The 13,773-nt window shown below is 43.9% G+C and carries 9 protein-coding genes; 4 read left to right on the top strand and 5 right to left on the bottom strand.

The window, feature by feature from the left end; translation table 11 throughout:
• Positions 1–50 precede the first annotated feature (50 nt).
• Positions 51–314: a DUF7218 family protein gene (locus RJ41_RS02000; protein ID WP_014949788.1), complete on the bottom strand. Its 264-nt coding sequence runs from the start codon at positions 312–314 to the stop codon at positions 51–53.
• A gap of 370 nt (positions 315–684) precedes the next feature.
• Here RJ41_RS02000 and RJ41_RS01995 point away from each other — a divergent pair, with 370 nt between their 5' ends.
• Positions 685–1,866: a pyridoxal phosphate-dependent aminotransferase gene (locus RJ41_RS01995; RefSeq protein ID WP_039216497.1), complete on the top strand. Its 1,182-nt coding sequence runs from the start codon at positions 685–687 to the stop codon at positions 1,864–1,866.
• Positions 1,867–1,940: 74 nt separating this feature from the next.
• Here the strand turns inward: RJ41_RS01995 and RJ41_RS01990 are convergent, their stop codons facing one another.
• The gene (locus tag RJ41_RS01990; protein ID WP_039216496.1) at positions 1,941–3,116 is read right to left on the bottom strand and encodes a saccharopine dehydrogenase family protein; all 1,176 of its coding nucleotides are present in this window, start codon (positions 3,114–3,116) and stop codon (positions 1,941–1,943) included.
• Between the two features lie 138 nt (positions 3,117–3,254).
• The gene (locus tag RJ41_RS01985) at positions 3,255–4,484 is read right to left on the bottom strand and encodes an aminotransferase class I/II-fold pyridoxal phosphate-dependent enzyme (RefSeq protein WP_039216495.1); all 1,230 of its coding nucleotides are present in this window, start codon (positions 4,482–4,484) and stop codon (positions 3,255–3,257) included.
• A 430-nt stretch (positions 4,485–4,914) separates the two neighbouring features.
• Here RJ41_RS01985 and RJ41_RS01980 point away from each other — a divergent pair, with 430 nt between their 5' ends.
• Both RJ41_RS01980 and RJ41_RS01975 read left to right on the top strand, forming a co-directional pair.
• Positions 4,915–7,164 (top strand): GGDEF/EAL domain-containing response regulator, encoded by a 2,250-nt coding sequence (locus RJ41_RS01980; protein WP_039216494.1) that lies wholly within the window; start codon positions 4,915–4,917, stop codon positions 7,162–7,164.
• Positions 7,165–9,021, top strand: coding sequence for a sensor histidine kinase (locus RJ41_RS01975; protein ID WP_039216493.1), 1,857 nt, complete (start codon positions 7,165–7,167; stop codon positions 9,019–9,021).
• 27 nt (positions 9,022–9,048) lie between these two features.
• On the opposite strand, the gene RJ41_RS01970 is transcribed toward RJ41_RS01975, so the two are convergent.
• Positions 9,049–9,315 carry a YfhL family 4Fe-4S dicluster ferredoxin gene (locus RJ41_RS01970; RefSeq protein WP_039216492.1) on the bottom strand — a complete coding sequence of 89 codons (267 nt, stop codon included), beginning with the start codon at positions 9,313–9,315 and terminating at the stop codon, positions 9,049–9,051.
• Between the two features lie 3 nt (positions 9,316–9,318).
• Complete coding sequence (gene trhP / locus RJ41_RS01965) at positions 9,319–10,692, bottom strand: prephenate-dependent tRNA uridine(34) hydroxylase TrhP (protein ID WP_052235382.1); 1,374 nt, start codon at positions 10,690–10,692, stop codon at positions 9,319–9,321.
• Positions 10,693–11,148: 456 nt separating this feature from the next.
• Between trhP and RJ41_RS01960 the strand changes: the two genes are divergently transcribed.
• A complete protein-coding gene (locus RJ41_RS01960; protein ID WP_039216490.1) occupies positions 11,149–13,596 on the top strand; it encodes a zinc-dependent metalloprotease in 2,448 nt (815 codons plus the stop codon).
• Positions 13,597–13,773: the final 177 nt, after the last annotated feature.

Here is a 13,773-nt window from a genome sequence, read left to right as displayed (position 1 = left end):
ATGAAATGCACAAATTATGCGTGTCTGATAAAACGTAATCATCACCGCCACTAATGATTGCGTAACGCATCAATTAATTCGTCTTTGCTCATGTTAGAGCGACCTTCAATGCCGACTTCCTTGGCCTTTTGATACAGTTCCTCTTTAGTGCGATCCTCGTACTTTTTGCCTTTTCCACCATCTTTAGAAGGCGTTTGTTCGCTATTGGCTTGCGCATTGGCAATGCGCGCCGACTTCTCTTTGCTATAGCCTTCCTCGCGAAGGGCTTCGTAAGTGTCGTCGTTTTTAATTTGGTTGCCGTGGTCCTTAGCCATATTTAACTCCTGTTTTGCATACTGAGTAATCGATTAATGTTTCGCCGTAATTCTTACTTTGTATTTACATAGATGGATTACACAGTCGTTTAAAAGACAGGCTTCAAGTGCGAAGAACCAATAGCGAGAGAGTGCTACGCCTTTAACATCAGAAAAAATGTCATTCATCGCAAACGCTAAAAACGACAAAATAACGCTGCACCGTAATGTAACGACTTAACGCGTTAAAACTTCTTATATTGTCAATTTTAGTGCGCCACATGCACGTAGAAAGTGCATTTATGTCAATGGTTTAGCGTTTTTATGCTATTGCGCGTTTAAAATTAAGCCTTTAGTCTAAAGTGAATGTAGACGGAAGACAGAGCGAAATATGAATAAAAATGAACAACAGAGCACCGTGAATTCTTCACGCCGTAATTGGTTAAAGTCAGTGGGATTAGGTGCAGGAGCAGTAGCGCTAACGACCAGCGTTGACAGTATTATGGGCGACCTTCGTGCCGCAGGTATGCAAACTGAACACTTCCCGTCTGCTACCCCCAATGTAAACGATGGTCTTATTCGCTTATCGTCAAATGAAAACGCCTTTGGGCCGTCAAAAAAAGCCGCAAAGGCAATGCAAAGCGAGCTTTTAAACCTAGCGCGTTATACCGACGCTACGGTTGAAGTGTTAGCGCAAAAAATTGCTGAGCAAGAAGGCGTATCTGCTGAGCAAATCGTAATTACGAATGGATCTTCACCTATTCTTTTTGGCTATGCGGACTGGATCACCAAAAACGGCAATAAGCTGGTAACGTCTATGGCAACCTACGAAGGCGTACCACGGGGCGCTGAGTTTATGGGGGCAGACGTGACCTACGTGCCGTTAGCCAATGATATGACTTTTGATCTAGATGCAATTGAAGCAGCAGTAACCGAAGATACGACTGCTGTGTACGTATGTAATCCAAATAACCCGACAGGGAGCATGGTAGATGCGGCGAAGCTTACCGCTTTTGCAAAACGCGTATCGAAAAAAGCACAGGTTTTCATCGATGAAGCCTACATTGAAATGTCTGATGCTTACCCCGCAAATGTGCAATCGAAGCTAGTAGCTGAAGGGTACAACGTGGTGATTTGCCGCACCTTCTCTAAAATTCACGCCATGGCGGGACAGCGTCTCGGTTACGCCATCATGCCTGCTGAGCAAGCTAAAACAATGGGCGGTATGCTGCGCATGGGTGGTGTGAATTACTTGGCATTAGTAGCGGGTATGGCTAGCATGGATGACCACGCGAACCTAAACACCATGCGCTCACGGATTAAAACTGAGCGCGAAAAGTTAGTAAAAGTTGCCAAAGAATTAAAGCAGCCGTATGCGCCGAATCCACAAGGGAATTTCATTTACATGGATACGGGTATGCCGCACGACAAGTTTGCGGAAAAAATGAAAGCTCAGGGTATAAAGGTAGTAGGGCGCACCTGGCCCGGTTTTGATTCTTGGTCGCGAATAAGTGTGGGTACGCCAGCAGAAACAGACGCATGCGTTAAAGCATTAAAAGCAGTACTCGCTTAAAAAACAACAATAACACCTAGCGCAGAGAGAAAAGGCTGAACGCAAGTTGTGTTCAGCCTTCATTTTTTGAATCGCTATTTCTCGATAGCAAACGTTAAGCCTGCTTTTTCTTCTAAACGGCTGATAAGCTTGTTACCGAGTGCTGCCGCAGGAGTGAAGAAACCACCAGATAAACTAACGTCTTTGCACAAGCAAAGGGCAGATTCTGAAATCATTTTACTGGTAGAGCCGTAGCCTGGATCTTTGTCGCCTTTTACCGATACGGCTAGCATATCACCATTGGCAGCGGTACCCACAAACATGACATCGTAAAAGCCATTTTCGCGCTCTTCTTTGCTCGGGCCTTCACCTGGTTTAGGGCCATCATCACTAGCAAGCGACTTATCTTTGGCAACGTGATTCGCCATGGCTTCACCTTTCTCGCCTGGGCCGGTCATCATCATTTCATCGTACTGAAAGTTCTTACCGTAGCTATATCCGCCCAGATAGTTCGTGCGATGAACGTTTTTAGTATTGATGGCCGCCATAATAAATGGTGCAACCCATGTGCCTAACTGTTCATCGAAGTAAGGTTTGTTGCCATCGGGTTGTGTCTGATTTGACGTGCCATCGGTTAATGAGTGCGGGTTAATAAGCGCAGCCATGACAGACTTATCTTTGTGCGCAGCCGCCATGGTCGCTTTTAAACTTGCAGCCGTACCGCCAGAGAACGTGCCCTGCATTTTACGAACGCGACCTTTTACATATTCAATGACATCGCCAGTTTGCTTTTTGGCATGTTCTTGAAGGTAGTACACACCAAGGTCAAAAGGCACAGAGTCAAAGCCACACGAGAACACAATGTTAGCGCCGGTTTCTTTGGCTTTCGCTTCATATTTGTTGATCATTTGGTGCATCCACGCTGGCTCACCACATAAATCCGTATAGCCAGTACCGTTATCGACGCACGCAGAAAGTAATTTTTCGCCGTAAATTTGGTATGGACCAACAGTGGTGAGTACTACCGCCGTGCGCTTTGTCATGGCATCGAGTGCTTCGGCATCGTCACCATCGGCTACAATACTAGCTACACTATCACTAATGCCTAACTCCTGTTTTACGTCGTTAAGCTTTGCTTCGTTACGACCTGCCACTGCCCATTTTACACTGCTGTCGCTGCCATACTGCGCCTGAAAATATTCAGCTACTAATTTGCCCGTAAAACCTGTAGCACCGAAAATAACTACATCAAATTCCCGTTCGTTACTCATTGTTTTATCCTGTTTTATTTCGTTTCGACACGAGTTAACCATTTATGTGACCCAATATACGCACAAGCGCCCATATCTATCATTTTTTTCGGTAATATTTGTCTATTCACGAAATTAAACGGTAACTGGTAAAAACCGTTAGTTTAATGACGCTACAAACTCAGCCAGCCGTGACAGGCCTTCCTTCAAGCGTTCAATGCTAGTGGCGAAAGACAGTCTTACGTAATGGTTGGCATTGTGCTCACCAAAATCATTACCCGGCGTAAGCGCTACATGATGTTGTGAAAGTAGGGCATCACAAAATTCAATTGCACTTAGCCCTGTGTGCTTAATATTGATGTAGGCGTAAAACGCACCGTCAGGCTTTGCATCTAAACCAAGCCCCATATTTTCAAGAGCATTAAAAACCAGGGAAGCTCGCTTTGCTAGCGTATGGCGGTTTTGCTCGCATTGCGCCAAAGCTTCTGGGGTAAAGCACGCAAGAGCGGCTTTTTGCGATAGGGTAGAGGGGCAAATAAACAAATTCTGCGCGAGTTTTTCAACGATGGGCGTCATCGCTTCAGGTACCACACACCAGCCAAGACGCCAGCCGGTCATACCGAAATATTTGGAAAAACTGTTTATTACGACAACTGTTTCTTCAAGCTGTGTATTGGCAAGTACGGTTTGAAGTTTGGTATTAGTGCCCAGGGTCGATTGGGAAGCGAATGCATCATCGCGAATATCAAGATTAGCCGAAAGCGAAAGATCCAAGTAAATTTCGTCAACAATTAAAAAGCCACCTTTGGATTTGCAGTATTCGCCAATTTTAATCAGTTCTTCTACATCTATAACCGTACCTGTAGGATTGGCAGGTGTGGCGATAAGTACACCTTTCGTGTTGTGCTTCCAATTATCAGCAACACTTGTAGCGGTTAGCTGAAAGTTATCCTCGCTGCGTGTTGGCACCAGCGTTACCTCTGCGCCAAATGCGTTTAAAAATCGTCGGTTACAGGGGTAAGACGGGTCGCCCAATATCACGTTGTCGCCTGATTCAACCAAGGCAGCACTTGCCAAAAGTAAAGCACCAGAAGCCCCAGCGGTAACTACCACTCTAGAAGGGCTTACCGCTACGCCATGTTTAACTTCATAAAAACGTGCAATGGCTTCACGTAGTTCAGGCATGCCCAGCGCCGAGGTATAGGGAAAATCTGGGGCACTCAAGCTTTCTTTCATTGCCGCGAGCACTGTCGCGGGTGCGCCGAAATCAGGCTCGCCTAAATTAAGTCTTATAACATCTTTACCTTGCTGTTCTAGTGCCGTGGCTTTTTCGCCATAGGCCATAGCAAGAAACGGAGAAATCGCCGTAGCGCGAGAGGCAAACTTCAAAATAAACCCCTTATTAGTAGTGCCAATTCAAACTTTACCGCAATTAGGGACCACTCTTGGTTATGATTCAAGGGAATTCTTTGAGAAGTACAATTAACTCGCTGAATTACTTTTTTGCTAACTGTTTAAACGAACAAACTTTTCAGCCAGCTCGTCTAGTGACTCTTTATTGTGCGGGTCGGGCTTAACAACATCGAGATTTGTCGGACTGTCATAGTTTAAAACCATTGTTGTTCGTTTTTGTGTACTGTGAACTCCTGAATTTAGAGCTGCTAATAAATATTAACAAAAAATCATGTATTCTAATTTGCATAAAGCGACCAGTGTTATCTATCTTTTAATTACCAAGTCTAAGCAACGTAATACTCATTCCTAATTGTGCATTGTGAAGTCGTCGTTACTTCAAGGAAGAAACTAATGTGGGGTTCCCATGTCTATAAAGCGACTAGTAGAATTTGACAAAGCAAGTAGTCAGACCGAGCAGGACTTAAAGAACGCTTGTTGGACAATATTGAGTGTGGAAGATGATAATCTATACCAGCAAACACTCTGTTTAGCTTTAAGGGGCTTAGAGGTTAATAACACCCCCGTCAATGTAGTAACTGCAAGTTCTGCTGCTGAGGCTTCGCTAATACTATCATCCAGAGACGATATCTCCGTTATTCTTCTTGATGTAGTGATGGAAACTGATGATGCAGGACTTCGCCTAGTTGATACCATTAGAAGTGTAATAGGAAACAACCGAGTAAGAATAATCTTACTAACAGGTCAGCCCGGGATGGCACCTCACGAAGATGTAATGAAACAGTATGATATTGATGAATACTGGATAAAAACAGATACATCTGAAGAGCAATTACGCTCATCGGTTACCAGTAATATTCGAACATGGCATTATCTAACAGAGTTGTTCAATGCAAAACGTGGCTTGCAAATGTTAGTTGACGCATCAAGGGTGATCACGTCTAAACGAGATATACGTAGTTTCACCAGAACGGTTTTATTAGAGATAGCCAAAGTTATAGGCGTTTCTAGTGAAGGGGGAATTGTTTGCGCCCACCATAACGCATACAAATCGATTAAAGAAGCCGATGTTATCGCAGTAAGTGGCCGCTTTAGCAAACACCAATCGGGATTAATTCAAGATATATTACAAGCCGTTGACTCGAAAGAAAAATCGAATATTTTATCTTTACTAGAAACCGCAATGAACAGCCAAAGCCATAGTTTTTCAGAGGGGCTGTCAGCGCTTTATTTTTCAACACAGGGCGTCGATAAGCGTTCTTACATAATCTATGTGCAAACACCTGAAACGCTTTCATCTGCACATATTGCCCTTCTTCAGGTATTTTGTGAAAACATTTCCAACGGTTTTACTAACCTTGCACTTTTCAACAGGCTATCGCAATTAGCCTATTATGATACGGAAATGAATGCGCCGAATCGAAACTGGTTAGAGCGAGAAATCTCTCAGTTAGATACTTCAGCGTTGTCGGACTCAATATTGGTACTTGTCGATGTAAAAAATTACGCAGAAACAGCAGTAATGTTAGGTAAACGCTACATAGAAACCTTAATGCGCTCTTTTCATCAGGTGTTGCTATTCGAGTTTTCTCGTGCCGCAGCGATATGTCGAGTAGATGATAATCAGCTCGCTTTGCTGTTTCTTGAGAGTGACACAGTAGATTCACAAAGATTGGCAAGGCTGACGGAGAAGAAAGTTGTCATTGACGGCGTTCAGCATACGGTTTTATCAACAGTTGGTGAAATGTCGCTAAAACATATCGTAGGAAGTGCTGCATCAGAAATAGTCACTACCGCGCAAATTGCTGTAGCCTCGGCCAGAGAAAAGAAACTCAGCTATACACATTTTGACGTGAAGACCACAGGTGAGATCGCTAACCGACAACTCATTTTGCACGAATTATATGGTGCAATGACATCGGCGAACGAGCTAAGCGTGGCATTGCAGCCAAAAGTAAATATGTTAACTGGTAAGCTCGTCGGCGCAGAAGCCCTTATTCGGTGGGTGAGACCTGACGGCAAAACCGTACCTCCTTCAAAATTTATTCCCGTTGCAGAAGCGTCAGGTTTGATTAACAGAATTGACCTTATTGTCTTAAGAAAAACTATTGCCGCCATAGATGCGCTTTCCAACGAGGGTATACGCGTACCTGTATCATTCAACGTGACGTGCAGTGACTTGCGTAACGAAACGTTTGTCGAAGAGGTTTGGAACTCACTGGATTCAAGTTCGATTGAGCCATCACTTTTAGAGATAGAAATAACAGAAACTCAGGCCATGGAGGATTACGACTTTATCAACCCTATTCTTAGACAATTCAGACAGCGTGGTATTAAAATTAGTATCGACGATTTTGGAACTGGTTACTCATCGCTTTCTCATATTACTGATTTGGCGGTATCTACATTGAAACTCGATAGAAGCTTTGTATCAAAATTGTCAGGTGATGAAAAACAGGCTGGGGTAGCAGTGTGTGAAATGGTGTTACGCCTTGCAAACAAATTCAATTTTGAGGTAATTGCTGAGGGCGTTGAGAACGATGAAGAAAAGTTAGAGCTTATAGGCATAGGATACGAATTGGCACAGGGTTTCTATTTTGCGAAACCTATGGCTCTTTCAGAATTTATTAAGTGGGCTAATAAAAGGTCGCAATAAATGAGGCTTCCTTTTCCTCGTAAGTTACTGAGCGACAAAAACGTTATAGTGGCGCTACTGTTCGCTATCCTGACGTCGTTCTCCTTAAGTCTAGTCATTTTTAACTCTCTACTTGATGAAAAACTTGCTCAAATTTCAAACCAGCATAGCATGGTACTGAGCAAGGCAAATCAATCTCTTAATACAAAATTGGGTGATATTCGAAACAGCACTATACTCATTAATAATCATGTTATCGACCTGCTTCGGGTTAATCACTTAACTGCTACTGATGTATTTATTCATGTTGGCAAGAATCACCCTTCAATATCACAAATGCGTTGGTTATCTACCGACGGACAGGAAAAAATCCGCGTTAATTTTAGAAAAAACGGTCACAATGTTGTCTCTAAGGAACGATTGCAGAACAAGAATTCTCGTTATTACTTTCAAGAGGCTCTGAAAAATAAAAGCGGTGAAGTTTATTTATCGTCTATCGATCTCAATATTGAAAATGGAAAGATAGAATATCCTCTAACAACGACTATCAGAAGTGCAATAACTGGAAAAGATCACCCCTTAGGTAACGGTGTATTCATTATTAATTTTGCATTAAACCCTCTATTTGATGAACTTCGAAACGCCAGCAATGAAATGGCAAAAATTCTCGTTGCGAAAGGTAGTGGTGAATGGATGCTTTCACCGAGTAAAAATGAAGAGTGGGCGCTGATGTTGGGCTCGAAGGAGAGTAGCGCCAATATTCGGCTGGCTACACTTTGGTCAAAAGTACTTCAAAATGGCAGTGAGTCTATGTGGCGTGACGATAATAATGCCATCTACAGCGCAATAGCGCTTAATCCTCACGGGAAAGAAAGCTTTGAAGAAGAGTCAGTTGTGTTATTTGCCTATTCGCCTCCCGCTATCTACAAAAATCAATTTCACGCTGCTTTCATACCTGCATTATTTACCGGAATAGTTATTGGCTTCGTATTCATTGTTTGGTTTTTAAGAGATAGACATAAGTCGTTGAGGCTAAATGACTTAGCAAAGCGATTGGCCAACGACAGAGATGCCCTCCAGAAATCGTTAAATGAACGTGAACTATTGCAAGAAGAGTTAGTTGAGTCTGAAAAGTTAGCATCACTCGGCCTACTTGTTTCAGGTGTTGCACATGAGCTTAATACGCCCATCGGTGGTGGCATCATGGCAGTAAGCGGGCTGCAAAATAAGGTGGTTGCAATTAAAGAGCTGCTACCAGATAAGTTGAGCTATGATGCCTTACATAATTTTCTAGACTACGCTGATGAGGCTGTTGAGCTTACACTAGGTGGGCTTAACAAAAGTGCTGAGATAATTAAACGTTTTAAACGTCTTTCTATCGACAGAGGTAGTGATGATATAATTGTTTTCTCGTTGGGGGAACTGCTCAATGATCTCATTGTTTCTATGAAACCTTTACTCAAACCGAAACGTGTGTCCATAAACCTTGATATAGACGATGATATTGAGATGCAGAGTTACCCAGGTGTAGTATCACAAGTCCTACAAAACCTTGTAGCCAACGCTGCTGAACATGCTTTTGATGGAAACTCAGCAAATTTAGTGACGATCAAAGTGTCAGGTAAGGAGACTGTGACAATTTCTGTTTGTGACAATGGCCAGGGTATCCCGAAAAAACTCATGTCCACTATCTTTGACCCGTTTGTAACGAGCGCGAGAGCTAACGGAAACTCAGGGTTAGGCCTTCACTTGGTGTACTTATGGACGGTAAACAATTTGCGCGGCAAGATTAATGTAAAAAGTGGCGCAAGCGGCACCAACTTTACGCTGATTGTTCCTGCAAACATCGCAGTTATGGATCCAGATAGAGCCGCTTGAAAAACGCATTGACCCGCCTCAAGTTGCTCACTCGGCAACAGCATAAGTTTCGCTATTTAAACGAACAAACTTTTCAGCCAGCTCGTCTAGTGACTCTTTATTGTGCGGGTCGGGCTTAACAACATCGATTGGGCATACCGCTACGCAAGTAGGCGCATCGTAATGCCCTACGCATTCAGTACAGCGCAAAGGGTCTATTTCATACACTTTATTGCCCATACTTATAGCTGCATTAGGGCATTCTGGTTCGCACATGTCGCAGTTTATGCAGCTATCAAGAATAAGCAGTGCCATAAATTATGCCTCGCTCACGTTTTCAGGTGTTACTGCATTAGGTGCTTTTCGAAACGGATTGCGGGTATCAACGCCTTCATCTAGGTTTCGCAACAGTAGTGCAAAATTTAAAGATACATCGCTAGGTATCGGTATTCTTACTTGGTGTCCTGAACCTTTAGCATCCTTAATAGAATGGTTTCTCTTATCCAGCATCTCATTTAGAGTAAATGTAATGTTGCCGCTTGGCGTCATCAACTCGAGCGAGTCACCCACACAGAATTTGTTTTTAACGTTTATAATTGCATAGCCAGACTCTTCACAACGATCAATCACTTCACCAACAAATTGCTGTTTATCGCTGACTGAGTGGCCATACTCATAGTTCTGATACGCGTGGTGCGCATGGCGACGCAAGAAACCCTCGGTATAACCTCGATGCGCTAAAGTTTCCAAGCTTCCCATTAATGTACTATCAAAAGGCTTTCCTGCTACCGCGTCGTCAATTGCTTTTCTATAGACTTGAGCGGTTCGGGCACAGTAGTAATGTGATTTAGTGCGGCCTTCTATTTTTAAACTATGCACGCCCATTTGGGTTAACCTGCCAACATGTTGCACGGCACGCAAATCTTTAGAATTCATAATATAGGTGCCATGTTCGTCTTCAAAAGCTGGCATCAGTTCGCCAGGCTTTTCCTTTTCTTCTAACATAAACACTTTGGGGCTTGGCGTGCCTTCACCAAGGGTAGGAATTACCTCTTGAGGTGCTGTAACTGCCTTATTAATCTCATTGGTTAGAACGATGTCGCCAGTTTCGTTTTCCTCGCCTGCCTTAACATCGTAAGACCATCGACAAGCATTGGTACAAGTGCCCTGATTTGGATCGCGCTTATTCATATATCCAGACAATAAGCAGCGCCCCGAATACGCCATACAAAGCGCGCCATGCACAAACACTTCCAATTCCATGTCTGGAACATGCTCGCGAATAGTTTCAATTTCTTCCAAAGAGAGCTCTCGAGACAAAATAACGCGCTCTATGCCTTGTTTCTGCCAAAACTTCACCGTGGCATAGTTCACCGCATTAGCCTGTACACTTAGGTGAATAGGCATTTCAGGGAAGGCGTCGCGCACCATCATAATAAGCCCTGGGTCTGACATAATTAACGCATCGGGCTTCATAGCAATTACTGGTGAAATATCTTTTAAGTAGGTACCTAGCTTACTGTTGTGGGGGGCAATGTTGCTTACTACATAGAACTTTTTACCTAAAGCATGTGCTTCTTCTATGCCTATCGCTAAGTTCTCAAGGCTGAATTCGTTGTTTCTTACGCGAAGCGAGTAGCGTGGCTGCCCAGCATAAACAGCATCAGCGCCATAGGCGAAAGCGTAGCGCATGTTGCGTAAGCTACCCGCAGGTGCAAGCAATTCTGGCGCGATTAACGTTTGTTTTGGCAATGTTGAATCTGGGTCTTCACGTAGGTTAGAAGAGCTGCTATTAGGTGATAATTTTGAAGTCATAGATAAAAACCGCTACTAGACGCTTTAAACAAGGCGGCGGATTTTATAAGCCGTAAAATACCTCTACAAGTCAAACAACGATTGGTGTTGACCAAGATCAAACAATTTGTTGTCGATTATGTTCTTGAACGTTTAACTTACAATTGAGTAGAGTCAATGCCAGCTGCTTTACTCCATGTAGTTGCGTTTTTAGTGCATTACCTTTGGTAGTAAAAACCAAGCCCGTTCACAGCTAAATACTAAGCAAAAAGAGCGCATTAAACGATGAACAACCTTGGGCAAAACCCGCCACATAGGGTAGGCTAGAAATTCACAATAATAAGGACTAACTGCATGCTACAATTGAACATTTTTCATAAAGCGGCACGACAAGTAAAAGCATCGGGTAAATCGGCCATTGCGATTACAGTATTATTTGTCGTGTCTACGTCTTCCGCATTGGCAGCGCTGCCAAGCATTGGTGAATTCACCAGCGATATGACCAAAAAAGATGGGCTAATTCCTGTTTACTATGATGATGAAAGCGACAAAGTTTACTTGGCGGTGCCAACAGACCACGCCGAATACCTGTTTCAAAGTAGTTTGCCGTATGGCGTAGGTTCAAACGACATTGGCCTTGATCGCGGCCAGCTAGGCAATACGCGTTTAGTAAGCTTTGAAAAATTTGGAAACAAGGTTTTATTAAAGCAGCACAACACCAAATACCGAGCAGCTCACGGCAGCGACGCTGAGAAACAGAGCATTGATGAAGCCTTTGCTGATTCGGTTATCGCAGGTTTTACGCTGGTAGCCAAAAACGACAGCGCCAGTCTAATAGATTACACACCGTTCTTATTAAGCGATATTCACGGCATTGGCAATCGCTTAGCGGGAACTAACCAAGGCAGTTTTAGCGTAGATAACATGCGAAGCGGCGTGTATTTACCTAAAACCAAAGGGTTTGAAAAGAATACTGAATTAGAGGCTTTAGTCACCTTTGCAGGTAAGAAGCCAGGCGAATACGTGCAGCAAGTTACGCCCGACCCAGAAAGCTTGTCGGTGCACTTGCATCATTCGTTTGTGGCGCTGCCTGACGACAATTACAAGCCCAGAGAGTACCACCCGTACTCGGGCTACTGGAAATTCAGTTACTTTGATTACTCTACACCGATAAGTGAGCCTACCGAACAGCGTTTTATTACCCGTCATCGTTTAAACAAGAAAACCCCGCATGCTGCAATGAGCGAAGCAGTAGAGCCTATTGTGTATTACCTAGATCCTGGTATTCCAGAACCCGTAATGACCGCGCTTAAAGAAGGGGCGAGCTGGTGGAATCAAGCCTATGAAGCCGCAGGCTACAAAGATGCGTTTCAGGTGAAAGTATTGCCCGAAGGTGCCGACCCAATGGACGTGCGCTATAACGTAATCAACTGGGTACATCGCGCAACGCGCGGTTGGTCTTATGGTTCGTCGGTTGTCGACCCGCGCACTGGTGAAATTATTAAAGGTCACGTAACGCTCGGCTCATTGCGTGTAAGACAAGATTATTTAATTGCCCTAGGCCTAACCAGTCCTTTTAAGGACGGCAGCACCGACACCACTGCACAGCAAGAAATGGCGCTAGACCGCATTAGGCAGCTCTCAGCCCACGAAGTAGGGCACACATTGGGTATAGCCCACAACTTTGCGGCAAGTGAAAATAACCGTGCGTCGGTAATGGATTATCCTCATCCCAAAATTAGTATTAAAAACGGCAAAATTAGCTTGGAAGGCGCGTATGATAAAGGCATAGGCGCATGGGATATTCACGCCGTAGCGTATGGCTATCAAGATTTTGCCAGCGACGTAGAGGCAACCGAAGCCTTGGCAAAAATTATCGTAAAAGGCCGTAATGAGGGTTTAAGTTTTAAGTCAGACCCCGATACCCGCAGTAGTCGTCATGCATCAGCAAATGGTCATATGTGGGAAAACGGTAGCAATCCGCTAGATGCTTTCGATGAAATTTCACAAGTGCGCGAACTGGCATTAGCCAATTTAGGTTTGGACACCTTAAGCCCGAACAGTAGCTTGTCGTCTCTTGAAAATGCTTTAGTACCTATTTACTTACTCCACCGTTATCAGTTAGAAGCCGTTGCAAAGCAAGTCGGCGGCTTAGTGTATGAATACGAACGCAAAGGTGACTATACCAAAGCACAGGGCCAACAGTTTGTAGCGCCTGCAGTGCAGCAACGCGCTATGCAGCAGTTAATTACGGCCACTACTGCTGATTACCTGAAGATACCTGAATCGGTACTCGCCCTTATTCCACCGACAGCGTATGGCGACGATATTACTCGCGAGCACTTTGAGGGCAAAATGGGGTTAATGTTAGACCCTGTTTCTGCGGCCGCTTCTGCATCTAACTTTGCGTTTGAATTACTATTGCACCCAGAGCGCTTAAACCGCTTGGAGTGGCAGACAAGAAGCACTAATGACAGACGCAAAAAAGTAGGCGTTTCTATGCTGGTGAAGCAAATACTTAACGTTCACTGGTATAAAAATAAGTCACAAAGCCCATTAGCAAAACGCTTACAGTTAGTGGCGTTAAATGCAGTGATGAAAGCAGTAACTAACGATAAGTTGGCGCCTGAAGTAAGAATGGAAGCCGAACTTGCTCTGCTTGAATTTAGCGAATGGTTAGACGACAAAGCAGACGACAATCAGTATGAAATACTGAAAGAACAGTTCGATACTTATTGGGCTAGTAAGGCATGGCCAAGCATCTTTGAAGTAGAGCCGCTACCGCCAGGTTCGCCGATTTAATAGCAGGTGAAGGGGCAGTGTAGTGCAACGTTGATGAGTAGCTAGTGCCGCAGAATAATGCTGCGGCACAGCGTATTGTTATATCTATTAGGCTAGCTTTGCTACTGGCCCCTATGCCAACACGCAAATATTGGCGGACAAAATTGAGCAAGACATTAATCTTTAAACAGTGAAACT

Origin of the sequence: Alteromonas marina (assembly GCF_000808575.1) — a bacterium.
Lineage (GTDB): Bacteria > Pseudomonadota > Gammaproteobacteria > Enterobacterales > Alteromonadaceae > Alteromonas > Alteromonas marina_A.
Note: the sequence above shows the minus strand (reverse complement) of the source record. Positions and strands in the feature narration are given on the sequence as shown.